The 17,823-nt window shown below is 51.9% G+C and carries 8 protein-coding genes; 2 read left to right on the top strand and 6 right to left on the bottom strand.

Features of this window, described 5'->3' with window-relative positions; all coding sequences use genetic code 11:
- Positions 1-162: 162 nt before the first annotated feature.
- The 4 genes from ACYVD4_RS00085 to ACYVD4_RS00070 form a co-directional block, all read right to left on the bottom strand.
- Positions 163-7,320 (bottom strand): choice-of-anchor Q domain-containing protein, encoded by a 7,158-nt coding sequence (locus ACYVD4_RS00085; RefSeq protein ID WP_460941514.1) that lies wholly within the window; start codon positions 7,318-7,320, stop codon positions 163-165.
- On the bottom strand, positions 7,254-7,784 hold the full coding sequence (locus tag ACYVD4_RS00080; protein ID WP_460941512.1) for a hypothetical protein: 531 nt from the start codon (positions 7,782-7,784) through the stop codon (positions 7,254-7,256). Before ACYVD4_RS00080 ends, ACYVD4_RS00085 begins: the two co-directional genes overlap by 67 nt.
- A gap of 228 nt (positions 7,785-8,012) precedes the next feature.
- Positions 8,013-12,635 (bottom strand): beta strand repeat-containing protein, encoded by a 4,623-nt coding sequence (locus ACYVD4_RS00075; RefSeq protein WP_460941510.1) that lies wholly within the window; start codon positions 12,633-12,635, stop codon positions 8,013-8,015.
- A 123-nt stretch (positions 12,636-12,758) separates the two neighbouring features.
- The gene (locus ACYVD4_RS00070) at positions 12,759-13,268 is read right to left on the bottom strand and encodes a nuclear transport factor 2 family protein (RefSeq protein ID WP_460941508.1); all 510 of its coding nucleotides are present in this window, start codon (positions 13,266-13,268) and stop codon (positions 12,759-12,761) included.
- 377 nt (positions 13,269-13,645) lie between these two features.
- Here ACYVD4_RS00070 and ACYVD4_RS00065 point away from each other — a divergent pair, with 377 nt between their 5' ends.
- On the top strand, positions 13,646-14,902 hold the full coding sequence (locus tag ACYVD4_RS00065; protein ID WP_460941506.1) for a sulfite oxidase: 1,257 nt from the start codon (positions 13,646-13,648) through the stop codon (positions 14,900-14,902).
- Positions 14,903-14,965: 63 nt separating this feature from the next.
- Positions 14,966-15,469, top strand: a complete 504-nt coding sequence (locus ACYVD4_RS00060; protein WP_460941504.1) for a hypothetical protein — start codon at positions 14,966-14,968, stop codon at positions 15,467-15,469.
- Between the two features lie 34 nt (positions 15,470-15,503).
- Here ACYVD4_RS00060 and ACYVD4_RS00055 read toward each other — a convergent pair whose 3' ends face one another.
- Positions 15,504-16,328, bottom strand: a complete 825-nt coding sequence (locus ACYVD4_RS00055; protein ID WP_460941502.1) for a ceramidase domain-containing protein — start codon at positions 16,326-16,328, stop codon at positions 15,504-15,506.
- A 43-nt stretch (positions 16,329-16,371) separates the two neighbouring features.
- Positions 16,372-17,664, bottom strand: coding sequence for an allantoate amidohydrolase (locus tag ACYVD4_RS00050; RefSeq protein WP_460941500.1), 1,293 nt, complete (start codon positions 17,662-17,664; stop codon positions 16,372-16,374).
- Positions 17,665-17,823: the final 159 nt, after the last annotated feature.

Raw genomic sequence — 17,823 nt, 5'->3', positions numbered from 1 at the left:
AGTTTTCACGAATGTCCTTTAGAAACACCCTTCATAAGTCAATGGATGATAATCGGTGTAGGGCCGGGTAATGGACTGATATGGTGCTATAAACTAAATAGAGAGCGTAGCGAATTCCAGACTGGAATTTGCTACGCTCTCTATTCTAAATTGGTCGGCGTATCAGAAACCCAGCTTCACCTTGGCCCCCGTCTGATATGTTATCTTACCACCTGCCCCGTAACGTAGCGTTTTGACCTCTGCTACGTAGTTGGTCGTCAACGTAACAGCGTGGTTGAGCTTGACAATCGTTGTGCTGTTCGGCACCACGCCACACGACCATACCGTTACGTCGCTCCAGTTGCCCGTTTTCAACGTAGTGACGGCACCGTTGGCGTCCAGACACGTAGCGTCGTCGTTGAGAATAACCGCCGTTACCGACGAGGTCGCGCCAATCTGGTAATCACCCCCGCTGAGCAAACTGAGAATAATGGTTTCGTCGGGTTCGAAAAGCGTCTCGTTTATCGGTTTGATGAGCAATGTAGCCGAACTGCTTCCGCTTGGAATCAGGATTTTACCGGTCGTACCATTGACCGTCGCCGATACAGGTTGAGCCGATGGATTGGCGTAAGAAACCGTGTAATCGACCCCAAACTGGGCCGTACCCGCTACGTTAAACGTCACCAGTATACCGCTATTCACCATCGTGCTGGACACGGGCGCGGGTAAGTTGAACGTAACGATCATGGAACCCGTCGAACTTTCGGAAATCGGGCTTCCTGTAATGGCCATCGACAGCGCATCGTTGCCCGTGGCGGCTGTCGTACTGCCCACCCGGAACGACCACGAATCAGTCGTTAGTCGTGGGTTGCCGTAGAGGTCCGATACGCCTGTGAGCATCAGGCTAATGATGTCGCCGGTGAAGGAGGTCAAACTACTCAGCGGCACCGCCACCACCTGATTCTGATAACAACCCACCGACATCGGAACCACCTGTCCATTCGAAACCCGTTTGGCAACCAGATTGCCGGCCGTAATGCTAGAACAGTTCAGTGCTTCATTATACGTAATGCCGATGGTGCTGCCCGTTACGTAGGTATCGCTGGTAGGCAGCGTGTTGCCAAACGGCACCGGTCGGGTTCGGTCGATAAGGCCATTTACCTGTTGCGAGTAAACCGTGCCGGTGGCGCCACCCGCCAGTGGGCAGTTGAGTTTCAGTCGGATGGTATACGCACCGTCGGTAAGGCCCGATGTGTTCCAGTTGGTTTGCGTACCGTTCGGACTGTTACTAAGCTGGCCCTGATTCAGGGTTAACGCATCCAGCCAACTGCTGCCGCCCTGAAGTCGGTATTGCAGCGTTACGTTGCTCAGGTTGGCGAGCGTGTACCCACCAATCAGCACCGGCAACTGGTTGTTATCGGCCAGCGTACTCACCCAGTTTGAGCCGGGCGTGGTAAGCGATACCGAACTACACGAACTCTGGAAATAAGCCGACAGCGTTACCGTTCCGAGCGCATCGCCACTGCCCGGCGTTCCGCCACAGTCATCGACGACCTGAAACTGCAAGCCTTCGTAGGCATACACGTTCGAGGCTGCACTTTTGCCCACTCGCACAATCACCGAAAGCTGGCTCAACCGATTGACGGTAAAAGGCCCCCGGGGCGTGCCCGTGTAGGGGCTGCCATCAACTTCAATATTGGCCCCGTCGATATTCGTGCCATCCACCAGCTTCAGATACACTTTCCGAGACCCATCCGTTACGACCTGGCTGACATTGCTCATGTTGAGCGTGAACTGGGCCTGCCCACCCGGTGCTACGTCCCGAACAACGGTAACCGGTGCCGTCAGCTCAAAGCGGTCGCGGGCCAGCGCCCCCTCTTCGGGTGGGCAGCTCGATTTGCCGCCCAGCAGCTCGAAAACGGGGGTGCTGTAAACCGGGTCCGTTTTTATATCGACCGAAATCCGGTCGCCGGGGTTACTGTCGGCCAGGTGGAAACCCGTCGTTGTTTCAACGGTATTGGTATTGGTGGAACTCGATCCAATTTCGGTTTTGAAATTGATGGACGTACCGCCACTCACGCCATTGCCCGCAATTTCGAAGCCCAGCGAAGTCGCAAATTCCGTTTCGAGGGTGAGCCCAAATTCGATGGTGTTGGATTTGGAAACGGATTTTGTGATGGACTCATCGACAGCACCGACCACCCCATCGAACGTTTTATTGGTCACGAACGGCGCAACCTGTCGATTTCGGGTATTGTTGTCCAGTGTCTGCTGCCAGACGTTAATCTGGTTCTGATAACGCCGTTTGGTCGAATCAGCGGGCGAGGCATCGCGCAGGAATGCCAGTTCGGGAATGACCGAGTTTTTGATTTCGTAGGCACTGTAATAAAACTGGGTCGATACGCCTTTGTTGGCCACCATCAACCGCTGCGCCGAGCTGACTGAGCAACTGGCAGGGTCATAACTGATCACAGTCGACACGGCGTAGTACAGGTTCAGCGCGGCCCCAATAAATACGTCGGCATCGGGCCCAACCACACTTTTATCGGCCTTGGTGGCAATGTATTGGTTGGTGGTGTTGGTCAGAATGGTTTCGCTGGCATTGGCTACGCGCCCACTGGTGGTGATGTTGCCGCCAATGGTGCCAAAAATGCTCGTTTCGGTCGATACGAACAGGCCAGCCGCAAACTTGACGCCCACTTTGGCTTCGAACCACGACTTTTGCGCCAATCCTAGGTCATACGAAAAGCGCATGGCGTTTTCCAGCTTCGTGTTTTGCGACCAGTAACTATAGCTTTGATCGCCCGGAGGATCGTGGAGGACTAAAAACGGAATCTGGGGGGATACGGTGGTGAACGTAGCAGTACCCGCCTGCACACCCGTCACCACTACGTTGCGGTTGAGGGGCGTAGCCGACCGACCAAATGGATCACTGAACTGTACATTCAGGAAGCGATAGTAGGGGGCTGCTACGTTGGGTGTGCCCGGCACAATCGTCAAACTTTGGCTTCCCGCCGACGTAGCGTTTACCACCGACGTGAAGTTTTCGCCCGAACTCACCTGCGTATTGGTCGACACCAGCACGGTGCCACTGATAACCGGGCAACCTAAGGCAACTGGTCCCTGATACGCTGTGACGGTTAGTGAGGTTGGGTTGGCCTGCTGCATGAGCGAATACCCCGCCGACGTACCGCAATTAGGCGGAGACACCAGACCCGCAACGTTTAGTGTTGGTGCCCGCTGATACGTTAGGTTCAACGTAGTAACCGCCGTCGTAGACGTTAAATCGCGAATGAGCGAATCGGCGGGGTACTGGTTGTTGATAAAATCGAGAAAATCGGGGCTGCTCACCGAACCGCTCGGCGTGAAACTGATGACGGTGACTTTGTACTTACGCGGTGGCAGGGCAATCGAATAAAAGCCGGTGGGCGACGTAGTAACCTGTTTCCGAAAACAGGACGGACGAGGATTGTTCGACCCATCTTTCAGAATATCGGTGAACTCGAGCACCGCAGAACCGATGGCTTCGTTACAACCCGCTGCCACGCGCCCGGTGATGGTTTGCGAGGTTGGGCTATCGAAATTGACGTTATACACATCGCTCACTACGTTCACCATCTGACCGCCGGGCACAAACACCAGATTGGCCATTGAGGATGTGAGCGAATACGAACCAGGGTTATTGACCGCCACCGCATATCGACCATAATCCCCAGGAGTTGGTGTACCGATAAAGTTGCTGGTAGTCAGGTTGATTTGCGTGCCATTCCGATATGTTCGTATCGAAACGCCATCGACGGGGCACGTAACGTTGCCCGTTATCGGCGTTTGCCCCGAAAATCCGGTGATACAATCCGGGCAGGTCTGGCGGGTTTGCCCCGAAATGCCAAACGTCGTGTTATCGGTAAAATTGAACGATTTCGGCGTGTTCGTCTCGTTCATGGTGTACGTGGACGATGTAGGGGTGAACGTATGCACCAGCGTGAGCGAAGCCGGGTCGGTGTAGCGGGGCGTCACGGTGAACGTAGCCGCCGTGAGCGAAGTGGGTACTGTACCGGCAGGAACGCCGTAGTACACCTGCCCAATGGTATACGTACCATCGGTCGCGGTTACACCGGTGTAGGTCCAGCTACCGGGGCTACCCGCCAGTCCGGTCGTGTTACGTACCACCGTGATCGTGACGCTGGCGACGGGTGTAACGCCATCGCTGCTGACCACCTGCCCGTTGAATACGCCATTGGAACGTATCATTTTCACCGATGCTACGTTCGAGATCGCGCTGAAACTACAGGTGTTGGTCACGAGCCGCCGAAACTGATACGTTTTGTTTGGATTGCCATCGGTGGTGAGACCCGCCGGAAACGGAATGCTCTGGACGTTGGAACTGGCCAAATCGGCCCAGTTGGCGCCGTTATCGTCACTTAGCTGCCAGCGAAGCTGAACGGTTTCGCCAACCGCACCGGTGGCTGCCGTCACGTTGGTGAAACTGTTAGGCGATTCCTGCGGATAGGGGATAATCGGTGGTCCGGCAATGGTTCCGGCGTTGAGCGTCAGGGTAGATTCGTAGGCCCCCATATCCACCGTTCCGCCCGAAATACGGACATTGCCTGCTACGTCGGTAGTAACGCCCGTTAAGTTAGCTGCCGAATTCTGGCCGACGTTGATCGCCTGCGAACACGTAGAAAGTACGGTGCTGGTGGTATTAGCAAAAGGTGATACGTTCGTCGCAATATTACCCGCGCCGGTGGTGTTGACGCCATTCTGCCCGTCAACCGCCGTTTCGTACAAACTATACGAAAAACTGACCATAGCCCCCGACGCATTGACGAACGGCACCGTACCATTGTTGAACACGATGCAGTTAAGCAACGTAGCATTCGCATTGGTACTCAGGCCATTGTTGTTATAGTGGATGTTGGCAATGACCGGTCCTTGCCCCTGAGGTGCCGAATTACCCTGAAACGAACAGTTGGTAAAGACCGGCTTGGCCGTACCGATGAAACTGCCTGCACCATCGTCACTGCCATTGGTACAGATAGCCCCGCCCTGGATACTGGCTGAATTGTTTTGGAAGGCGCTACCCGTAATGGTCGGGCTGGCCGTGCCACCATAGGCATAGTTATGGATGGCCCCACCACCATCATAACTGGCATTGCCACCCGAACAGGAGTTGTTAATAAAGAGGCAGTTCAGGATTTTAGGGCTTGATTTGGTGGCATAGTTCAGCGAATTGGAAGCGCTCTGCGCTCGGTTATGAATAGCACCTCCGCTGCCCTGCTGCACAGAGTTGTTCTGAAACCGGCAATTTTCGATGGTCGGACTGGTATCGCCCCCGCTCGAGGCATAATTCATGATAGCGCCCCCCCCGCCCAAGGAGATGTTGTTCATAAACCAGCAGTTGCGGATGGTTGGGTTACAGGTCCCGCCCGATGCTTGATTGTACATGGCCCCGCCCAACGCTGTTCCCTGTTGAGAGCCGGTGTTGTTGGCGAGGGCATAGGCCAGCACAAAGCCATCGAGAACGGCGGTGCTGGTCAGGTTGTTGCCATTGCGAAACAGGTTGTAGGAACTAACATTGATATTGTTGGCAATATCGGCGCTGAGCGTGGTGCTGGGCGGCACACTAGTGCTGATGGCGGGTCGCTGGCTCAGCGTAGTTTCGTTACCCACAAATCCGCCGTAGATGGCCACACCCGGTTGCATTGTAAAGGCAATCGAACGGTCGTTGGTGGTAGTTGGCTTATACGTACCGGACGCTACCCACACCTGCTTGCCACAACTCGACGCAGCTGCGTTAATGGCAGTTTGCAACTGAGAACCGGGATAGGCGTTGGCCCAGTTTGTTCCGTTTTGTAGTCCGGCTCCGCTGGGTGTCACAAACAACGGTGGGTTTACGACCAGTGCAAAGGCCGTACTGGTAACACTGGTGCAACCTGTTATTGCCACCGAATAGCTGCCCGCGTCAGACAATTGTATGTTGTTGAGCGTGAGGGTGGCGCTGGTAGCTCCGCTTACTGCTGTGGCCGAGCCCACTCCGCCCGGTCCTGTTTTGTACCATTGATAGCTAAGCGATGTACCTCTGGCCTGTACTCGTGCCGTGACCGTTGTGCCTGCACAGGCATACGAGACGGATGTGGGTTGCACCGTTATCTCCGCTGGGGCGCGGGGGTTGGCCACTGCTGCATATTCATACGCTCCTATATCGACCGTGCCGCCTGAAACAGGGAAAACACGCGGATTGCCGCCCATATCGGTTGTGATACCACTCAGGCCCGGCGCGGTGTTCAGACCGGCATTGATCACCTGCGAGCAATCGTTGATTTGGGTGGTGTTGGTACTGACAAACGGCGAAACAGACGAGCTGATGTTATTGGTCTGGCTGAAATTACCGGCTGCCCCGCCCGATACTGCTCCCGGTTGTATAAGGCAGTTGGTGGTAGCGAATGTCGGTTGTGCGCCACTGAACGACATCGAAATTGATCCCAGAATAATGCAGTTCGTGGCTTGTGGACTGGCAATACCTTGGTTCGTGGTAACACCTATAGCGCTCGCGCCGGTGGTGGCTGTGTTGCCCTGAAACGAACAGTTGGTCAGTTGCGGGCTGGAACTGCCAGAGTTGATTCCATAGATATAGATCGCCCCGCCAATCTGGGCAGAGTTGTTCAGAAACGAACAGTTAATGAGTACCGGACTGGCGGCATTACCACCACCATCAGCCCAGTTCGTCATGGCTCCGCCCCACGCTGATGCCACGTTGTTCTGAAACAAACAATTTCGAATGGTAGGACTGCTGTTCTTGTTGTACATCCCGGCACCAAATACTCCACCATTGGCGTCGCTGATCATAAATCCGTCGAGAATAGCACTGGTTGTCAGATTGTTGCCGTCGTTTACAATGATTCGGTTACTATTGTCGCTGTTATCACCTACCGTGCCAATGTCGCCACTCAGGATGGTGTTTAAGGGATTGGTTAGCGTTCGGCCACTCAGCGCAGTCTCCGTACCCATGAAGTTGCCGTAAATCGCTACGTCATTTTTCAGGGTAAAACTGATTCCCCGGTCGGTGTTGGCATTCCCGCCGGGTTTATACGTACCAGCCGCTACCCACACCTGATCGCCGGATGCGCTGGCGTTGATGGCTCCCTGCAAATCGCTGGTACTGGTTGCCCAACTGGTGGCCGTCGCCGGACTGGAATTGGTGCCCGTCGTTCTAACGTAGCGGACGGTTTGCGCCCGTGTCGATTGGGTAAAAAAGCCAATCATACACAGGCTGATTACCAACCGAACATAGTGAAGCGGTTCTGGTAGGATGGAGTAGAAACGGAACGTAACGAGTTGCATATAGAAAGTTTAATCAAGGGTAGGAGGAGTCTGGTAGGCGTAAAGTCGGGTGATGTGCTGGTCTTCAATGATATAAATAAGGCAGACGGCAACGTAGCATTGGACGGATGCCCGCGTGTCAGTCCTTCGACAATGACATGATACTCTCCGGCCGAGTACAACTGCCGAATTTCGAGCGGACCTGTCTCGTCAACATTCAGGGCAGATCGGTAGCGGTTCAGAAACTGCGCTGTTGGCTTTTCAACTTCCGCAAATTGAGTGGCACGGCTTCGGTAACGTATCGTTTTGGCGCAGAGAGTTTCAACCGCCCGCCTGAGCCTGCTCCATATCGGTAGACTGGCTGAAGTTGCAACCCCACAACAGTCCGGAAATAACCAGCCAGAGTCCATGTAGAGCGTAACGATAATAGTGTGGAAAGAAGCGGAACGTAGCAGTTCGGAAAGGGGTGGCCATAGCAGTTGCACGGTGGTGTTTTGGTGGGGACAAGTTGGGTATTCACGCACCAAAAGGCTTCTGTTATTGTGTCAAAAACTTCGTGTATTGTGCCAAAACTTCGTCTATTGTGTCAGACCATGTGTTTTCGGCGAAAAAGGATTTAGCTACAGAGAAGTTATAAGGTTTTATGGTTGTAAAGTTCTTGATGCATCAGCCAACTCTACAACTGTATAACCCTACAACTTCGCTGTGGTCACTCAAAATCCCAGCCTCACCTTAGCCCCGGTTTGATACGTTAGTTTTCCACCTGCGCTGTACCGTAGCGTTTTGATCTGTGCTACGTAGCTGGTGGGTAAACTCACTACGTGGTTAAGCTGCACTACGTCCGTACTAATGGGCACTACGTTACATGACCAAACCGTCGGATCGTCCCAATTTCCCGCTTTCAATGTCAGAATCGGGCCCGTACAACTAAACTCATAAGCGCCCATATCGACCCGGCCGCCGGTAATTCGGGGGTTGCCCGCCAGATCGACACTCGTACCTAACGTAGCGGTAGTTGAGGCTGGGTCACCTGCGTTGATAGCGGCCGAACCCGTAGCCAGTTGCGTACCGGTTGTGCTGGCGAAGGGTGATACGTTGGTTGAAATAGTACCTGCGCCAGTGGTATTGCCCGATTGGCTGTCAACGCCCGGCTCAAACAAACTGTACGACAGATTAACGGTAGCCCCCGACGCATTGAAAAAAGGCACAGAGCCATTGTTGTTGAAGACGATACAGTTCACCAACGTAGCCGTCGCATTGGTGCTGGTGGCACTATTGACGTGAATGTTGGCGATGACCGATCCCTGCCCAGCGGGAGCCGAGTTGCTCTGAAACGAACAGTTGATCAAAAGCGGTTTAGCCGTACCGATGTAACTTCCTGCACCGTCGTCGCTACCATTGGTGCAGATAGCCCCACCCCGGATGGTTGCTGAGTTGTTCTGAAACGAACTACCCGTAATGACCGGGCTGGCCGTGCCGCCGTAGGCATAGTTGTGGATGGCTCCACCACCATCGGAATTAGCATTTCCGCTCAACGCTACGTTATCAATGAACAGGCAATTCAGGATTTTTGGACTGGATTTGGTGGTGTAGTTAAGCTGACCGTTGGCACTCTGGGCGCGATTAAAGATGGCTCCACCGCTGCCATTTTGCACGATATTGTTCTGAAATCGACAATTCTCGATAATCGGACTGGCATCGCCCCCGTTGGTGGCATAATTGTAGAGAGCACCCCCACCGCTTAAGGCGTAGTTGTTCATAAACCAACAGTTGCGGATGGTTGGGCTACAGAATCCTCCAACTGCTTCATTGTACATGACTCCGCCAACAGCTTTTCCCACCTGAGCACCCGTGTTATTAGCGAGGGCAAAAGCTAATACAAAGCCATCGAGAACAGCCGTGTTGGTCAGGTTGTTGCCGTTGCGAAACAGGTTGTAGGCACTGACGTTGGTATTGTTGGCAATATCAGCGCTGAGCGTCGTGCTGGATGGAACGGTGACGCTGATAGCAGGACGTTGGCTCAGTGCAGTTTCGTTGCCGACAAAGCCGCCATAGATGGCTACGTTGGGGCGCATTGTAAACGTAGCGTCGCGGTCGTTCGTGGTGGTTGGTTTATACGTACCAGCGGCTACCCAAACCGATCCTAAGCCAGCACAAGTAGCCGCTTGGTTAATAGCGGTTTGTAGCGATGTTCCGGCATAGGCATTACTCCAGCTACTGCCATTCTGCGAACCCGCTCCAGTCTGTGTTACGTACACGGGTGTACAAGTAACGCTTACCACTACGCTGGTCACGGAAGAACAGCCTCCGGTGGTACCCGTTACCGAATACGTTCCGGCGGTGTTTACCGAAATAGTCGACGTATTGGCTCCCGTACTCCACTGATACGTAGTGGCTCCACTGGCTGTCAACGTAGTGCTTTGGCTCGGAGCAATGCTTAATGATGGATTAGCCGCAATATTGATCGTCAGCAACGTAGCATTTAGCGTTACCGACAATGAAACCGTTTTGCTGCAACCGCTGGCGTTGTCCAACACCGAAAAATAAACCACCTGACTGCTGCCCGGCGTCCTATTGATGGGTGCGAACGTATTGGTGCTCTGGTTGTAAGTCCCCGCTGGCTGGGTCAACGCCTGATCTGAATACCACGTAGTATTCACGGTAAGCTGATTGCTGCTACCACCCAGTTGAAGAGCCGGGATGAAGGATGGACTACAACTGCTGACAGGCGCGGCAATCAGTCTGTTATTTGTAACGTTGGGAATGGGATTACCTAGCGGATATTCCAGAATCCCGTTGTTCGTCAGTGTGCCTGTATTGCTGTGGGGTTGCGCGGTTCTGAGCGTAAACAGGCCCGAATTAGTGAACGTACTCCCATTATTCAGATTATCGAACACCGTCAACATAGCACAGGAACTATTGGCGAACGTACCCGTATTGAAAAGGCCATCCGTTCCAATGCTGGCCGACGTACCGATAGAAATTGTGGCATTGTTGGTAAAGCTGGCCGTCAACGTACCACTATTGGCATTGCTAATCCCCTGCTGCCCCGTCCGATCAATCTGGATCAGTCCACCGGCATTGTTACTGAATTGCTGGTTGTTGAGAATGCCCGCCAAACCATTCTGGACACTGGCCCCGATCTGAATCAGTCCCACATTCTGAAAATTGGCGGTTCCGGTTGTTCTGGTCGCCAGCGGTTCGCCCTTTATACTGTTCAGAAGCCCAGGGCCGAGGTAGCCATCTATGTAGATTTTGCCGCCCGACTGATTCCTGAATTTATCCAGATTCCAGATGCCACTACCTGGCTGCCCAGTCGTTTCCTGAAAGGCAAGCCGGATGGTTCCGTTATTGGCAAAGACCGCACTGGAGCTTATCGGAATACCATTATAAATACCAAAGTTGGTCCCATCAACCCGAATCAAGCCCGTAGCGGTATTGGTAAACGATGCTTCATTATTGATGCCAACTGAATACGTGGTTGATACCGCACGGCCAATGACTAAGGTTCCACTGTTGGCAAACGTAGTCATCAACGTTGACGAATGCGCATTAGCAAGCGCATCGGTAGCAGTCCCGGAAATATGGAGATCAACGAGCCCCGTTACGGCATTCGTAAACGATCCGCCGGTAAAGTTTAGAATGCAATAGGTACGGACCGTTGGCGTAGCGCCAATGATAAGGGTAGCTGAGTTGCTGAACAGACCGCCATTGTTTGACAAGCCAGTCAGTACCTGATCAATGCGAATGATCCCGCCCGCATCATTAAAAAACTGACCATTTATATTAGTTAGACTCGTAGCTTTCGAATTGTCGATGCCGGTCGTTAGGGTCGTCGTTCCGCCCAGCGTGATCTGAGCCGTATTGGTCAATGAATTAAAGTTTCGAATACCCGTACTTCCCCCGTCAATACGGATATCGCCCCCGGCCGAATTGCTAAACGGCGCCAAATTGCTAATTCCCACCGGAGCTGTTTGCCCATTCAAACTGGCAGGGAGGGGGGCAATGGAGCCAATCTTGATTTGGCCCGTATTCTGGAATACACCTGTTTCGTGTAAAATTCCGTAGAAAGCGCCCCGATCCAGACTAAGCACACCCGTTGCGGTATTGGCCAGGGTTCCCTTATTGCGAAGGCAATTGTTGAAATAACCGGCGACAGTAGTCCCGTTTCCGGCCATGGCGCCAATGACAACCGAACCTGAATTGATCATCGTGGAGGAGGTAGTTTCTGTTGACATGCCCGTGCTGGTTCGGTCGATCCGAATGGCGCCCCCTGCATTGTTGATAAAACGACCCGACCCCAGAACACCGATGCCCGATGAAGCTAACCCTGCAACAGCCCCAATAACAATCGTACCCGAGTTGGTTACGGTGGCCGTCCCACTCAGCACGATTCCGGAGCTACCCCGGTCGACCCGAATGTCGCCCCCTGCCGTATTGGTGAATGTTCCCTGCGTTTCGATCCCATTCGTACCAGCCGATGCCGTGTTGCCTACTACGAGCTTTCCCGAATTGGTCATCGTTGCACTGGCAACATTGGATATACCGAGCGTACTGGAGCGATCCACACTAATTTCACCACCGGCATTATTTGTGAATGTACCCGAATTAAAAACACCCGCATTCCCGCTCGTCGTCGATGCACCCATGGTGATGGTTGCCGAGTTGATAAAGCTCGAATTCACATCATTCTGGATACTATTCACGCCCGATTGCTCCACCTGAATGATACCCCCTGTCGCATTGGTAAATACAGCGGTGATGCCTGCGAGCTGCGTCCGGTTTCGGATACCCTGCTGGGTAAGGGGCACTGCGGTTCCCATCCGAATTTCCCCCGCGTTGGTAAAGGAAGAAGCATTACCAATGCCAGCCGTAGCCCTGTTAATCTGAATAATTCCGCTACTGGCCTCATTCGTGAACGTACCTGCGTTGAGGATACCAAAACCGCCCAACGTAGCACCTGAACTACCGATAATCAACGTACCGGCCTGTCGAACCGTACCACTATTATTCAGCCCATCGTTCGTAGCACCATTGATCGTCAGCGTTCCTCCACTGGTAATGCTCAGCGAAGCCCCACTGTTGACCACCACCGATTTAGCAACAGCACCCGCCGTACTGAGAATAGGCTGTCTGGCCGGGGCTGATGGTATCGTCACATCGTCGTTGGCGGTGGGTAAGCTAGTGGGATTCCAGTTGCCAGCCGTGTTCCAATCAGTACTGGTATTGCCCGTCCAGGTTCGCTGAGCCTGAGCCGTTAGCCCGACCAGGAGCAGCAAAAAACACAGCAGAATGCTACGTATTGCGGTGGCCGATGAGTGGCGTGATAAACGCATATAAAGGTAAAAATTGGTCATTGCTACGTTGAATTTGGGTATGAAGAGTTAAGGTTAGGTAGGAAATAATCAATTATGGGTTAGGAGACGTAGTGCCTTCTGCAGTTGAGAAATTTGATAAAATCAATAAGCGTAAAGTCGGGTAATGTGCTGGTCTTCGATGGTATAAATGAAGCAGATGGGCAATGTAGTATCGGATGTTTCCGCTGTCGAAATACCTTCCAGAATCACATGATAGGCACCCGCCGGATACAACTGCCGAATCTCAATCGAGCCAGTTCTGGCACTCGGCAACGTAGCACGATAATGGCGTAAAAATCGTGCTTTGGGTTCATCGACTTCGGCAAAGTGTGTGGCTCGGCCCCGGTAACGTACCGTCTGGGCGCACAGCTTTTCGGCCGCTTTCCAGTCTTGTTTGTTGAGGTGGTTATGCAGGGTTTTGGTTAGCTTCATATTGGCTGCCTGGGCCTGCTCCAGCTCCGCTGATTGGCCGGAATTGCAGGCCCACAACAGCCCCATTAGGGAGATAGAAAGCCAATGCCGAATTGGCTTGCGACTGGGTGGACAGAACCGGAAAACAGTGGGTAGGGAAGGTGGTGGCATAGCAGTTGAATATGGTGTTTTGGTGGACACAAGTTGTCGGTTTGTGCACCAAAAGGCTTCTGCTATTGTGTCAAAAACTTCGTGTATTGTGCCAAAACTTCGTCTATTGTGTCAGACAGCGTGTTTTAGTAGAGTCTTACCGTCAAAGACAGCGTGAGTACTACGTAGCACACCTCGGTTTTGGGAAACAGATTTATTGCTCAACAATAAATTGTTCAGAGTCATTGCTTTGTTTATAATTGATTTGATAGGGCGGCTGATTGCTGAACGTAGCGGTATATACGTTTATTGATTGTTTTATTTAATCGGGTAATATACAGCCGAGATATGCGAACACCGGAAGGATTCGTTTAACTTTCCAGTCTGATTGGCTAGTTAATCGCATCCCTTTTTCTGCTTTATTGTTCATGAAAAACAACCACAACCAAACAACGCTCTTCAACCGGCGGGGCTTTTTGAAATCGACATCACTAGCGACCCTGACAAGCCTGCTCGGTACGAACATCGTGTTTGCCGACCGATTGCCCCGGCATTATCTACCTTTCGTGTTCGGCCATACCGATGGACCAGTCGATCCAATGGTTGATAAAGACAAAAATCTGGTCATACTGAACGATAAACCATGGAACGTTGAAACACCTGCTTATCTGCTGGACGATGCGGTGACTCCTGCCGATAAAATGTTTATTCGTAACAATGGACAAATTCCGGCCAATGTCGATGTTGCCAACTGGAAACTGACTATCAACGGCGAATCGGTTAAAACATCTAAAACCTACACACTGGCCGAGCTAAAAACCAAGTTTAAATCCTATACGTATCAACTGGTGCTGGAATGCGGGGGCAATGGCCGCGCGGGCTATTTCCCTAAAACAGCCGGAAACCAGTGGACCGAAGGGGGCGTCAGTTGCGCCGAATGGACAGGTGTTCGGTTGAAAGATATTCTGGCCGACGTGGGCATCGATAATACGGCTGTTTACATTGGCTACTACGGCAAAGATTTGCACCTGAGTGGCGACCCTAATCAGGCGGTAATCTCGCGGGGGGTGCCCATTGCCAAAGCCTTGGAAGACGAAACGCTGGTGGCCTGGGCCATGAATGGTAAAGATATTCCGGCAGTACACGGTTACCCGCTACGTCTGGTCGTTGGTGGTTGGCCCGCATCGGTTTCGGGTAAATGGTTGCATACAATTGCCGTTCGGAATAAAGTGCACGATGGCGCCAAGATGACGGGCAAAAGCTATCGGGTACCTATCCATCCGGTTGTGCCCGGCGTTGATCCGCCCGCGAGCGAGTTTAAAATTATTGAGTCGATGCCTGTCAAATCAGTCATTACGTTTCCCAAAACCGGGCTGGAGTTTCCGGCAGGTCAGAAGCTTTCGTTGCGGGGCCACGCATGGGCCGGTGATCGGGTGGCGAAGGAATTACACGTATCAATTGATTTTGGATCGACCTGGCAAAAGGCTGATTTGAAAGCACCTAAAAATCGACTGGCGTGGCAACAATGGACCGCCGAGGTAAACTTCCCGACGCAGGGCTACTACGAAATCTGGGCACGCGCTACCGACGATAAAGGCGTATCGCAACCGATGGTAATGCCCCAGTGGAACCCCGAAGGATATATCAACAATGCCTGTCACCGGATTGCGATTAAAGTGGTTTAATAAGACAAAACCCATCGCAGCCGGGAAAAGGGACCAATACAGAACGTAATGAGGAACGTATCAATGAAAACAAAATACCGATGGCTGGCTGCCAGTCTGTGCGTCTGGCTTTTATGCGCATGGGTGGCTCAGCAGCCAGTACCAGCCAAAAAAAAGCCAACGAAGGCACGTACATCGGCTCCTGTCCATCAACCCACTAAGCAGGTCGATAAACCTAAAACTGACGTAGCAAAAGCTACTGCCACCGTACCGGCAGCCGCTACGTCGATCAACGCACAAGGTGTTGCTGTAGATACCGAAACAGGGTTGGCGCTCGGCGAGAATATGGTTTTAGTAAAGGGGCAATGTACGGTTTGTCATTCGAGCAAGCTGATTTTGCAAAGCCGTTTTGATCGCGATAAATGGATCGAACGTATTCGCTGGATGCAGCGTACGCAGAAACTTTGGGATCTGGGCGAAACCGAAAAACCGATTCTGGATTATCTGGTTGCTAATTATGGCCCCGGAAAAACACCTTTCGATAGTCGACGGTTGCCGCTCCCTACTCAGGCATGGTATAAACAATGAGAATCAGGAGCTTGATACGTTCTTAGTTAGTTAATTAGCTTCGGGAAGGCGTAAATCTAAAAAATGCGTAACTGCAAAAGCTACTCAAACCCGCCAGCAGATGCCAGACCGAATGACCCTGATAAAGTGAATGCGGATTGCAGCCGAATTTTTGTACGTCGAGTGCCCTGATTTTCAATGCAATCAGAATTAGTACAATGCTGGAAATAGCCAGCAAAACAGACCGCTCCCGCCTGAACTGAACGTAATTGATGCTAATTAATAGCCAGGTTAGCAAAATCAGGGCAGGTAATAGAATACTACTTGGAACCAGCAGATGGATTTCATAAAACGATAGAATCAGCAAAACGGTAATACCGATGAAAATCCGCTTTGCTGATTCCGACAAATTGATTCGATAGAAAACATGGTAAATGGCGATGCTCACCAAGGCAATCGTGATACCATACGTACCGTTCATATCGACCCGCTGCCCAGCCCATGTAAGGGAGGCATGAAAAAATGCGCTGCCGAAGCTCAGATATAACAAACAGGCACCTGTGAGCCAAGATAGTAACGGAAATTGCTGAAGCCGATTCGGTGTTGTTAGCGGTTGAGTTCTACTGTCTGCTCGCGCAAGCAGGCAAACAAAAACGCCAAAGAAGAAATACACTAAATTGGAGTACGTATTAACCGTCTGATGAAAAAATCGGCTTACGTTATTATGTTCGCAATACTCGCCCGTCAGAGCTGATTTACTGACAACCATGCCCTCCCACGTAGTGCCGGGCAACGTAGTATTCAGCAAAAAAAAGACAGCATACATTACCAGCGTGTAAGCGGCAGAACGTAATGTCAGTTGTATAAGTTGATTCTTCATAACGTGTTTGCTCGATACGTCTTATCACTATGTTTAGGGTCAATTACTCCCGATCAAGTGCTAACAAAGTTTGCAACAATACGTTGGCACCGTTGCCGATATCAACGCCTTTAGAAAACTCTTTGGGTGAGTGGCTGATACCTCCAACGCTGGGAATGAAAATCATGCCTACGGGCGCAATCTGCGCCATTTCCTGCGAATCGTGTCCGGCTCCGCTTTGCATGTATCGGTGAGAAAGCCCCAAAGCTTTAGCCGACGCGATGATTTTGTTCTGAATCGGTTTGGCCGTGAGCGCGGGCGTTACACCAATAGACGACTGTGCGAAGGAAATATTCGTTTCCGATATTTTGGCAATTTCTTTGGCTTTGGCTTCGAATTCCTGAAATAACTTCCAGATTTTATCATGCGATAAATCCCGGATTTCTACGCCCAGCACCACCTTGCCGGGAATCACATTATAAGCGCCCGGTTCGGCTGCTATTTTTCCGATGGTGCCCACTTGCCGCCCTTCATGGCTCGTAACAACCTCATTCAGGGCAACAATCAATTTGGCGGCAGCCAGCAATGCGTCGCGACGGGCGTCCATCGGTGTTGTACCCGCATGGTTAGCCGCGCCCTCAATCGTTGCGTCCCAGTGTTGAATGCCGACAATTCCTTCCACGACACCAATCTGGAGATTCTCTTTCATCAGAATGCCGCCCTGTTCAATGTGCAGTTCGATAAAGGCTGCTACGTCGCCTTTCTTGCGGGTTACCTTGCTCAGACTATCTGGATTTCCACCAATGGCCCGTATACCATCGGCTATCGTCAGGCCACTTTGCGTCATCGATTTCAACGCAGCCGGGGTAATTTTACCAATCAGAGCACCACTGCCGACGGTTCCGCCTTCTTCGTTGGCAAAAATGATGAGCTCCAACGGGTGTTCGGTTACTACGTTGTTTTCGTTAAGCGTTTCAATCAGTTCCAGTGCGCTGATAGAACCAACCGGGCCATCGTAATTCCCACCATTCGGTACGCTATCGATGTGGGAGCCAAAGGCAATTGGTTTCAGCGCCGGATTTTTCCCTTTTCGGCGGCCAATAATATTCCCCGCATAATCAATCGTTACGTCGAGTTTGGCTTTTTTCATTAACCCAATAAAATAAGCACGCCCTTCCTGATCGGCTTTGCTGTACGCAACACGGCCTATTCCACCATTCGGTAATTCGCCAAACTTCGACAACTCCAGCAACCGGGTCTGAATACGTTGCTGGTTGATTTTTAGGTTTTTGGGTGGAGTCTGGGCAATAGACGCCGAGTAGGTGAAAATCAGGAGAATACGTAGTAAATGCTTCATGATCGTCAGGTTTGTATTGGCTTGTTGATGAACGTAGTAAGCGTATTTTAGAGGAATGTTTTGAATTGTAATGCCAGTCTGGTAAAGTTATCATAAATGCCGATCCTTCTGCGCTCTCGGTGACTGTATTAACTACCTGATGGTTATTTGTACCTTGTG

The sequence above is a fragment of the Spirosoma daeguense genome (assembly GCF_054776875.1).
The sequence above is the reverse complement of the archived record's forward strand: the minus strand, read 5'-3'. Positions and strand labels throughout refer to the sequence as shown.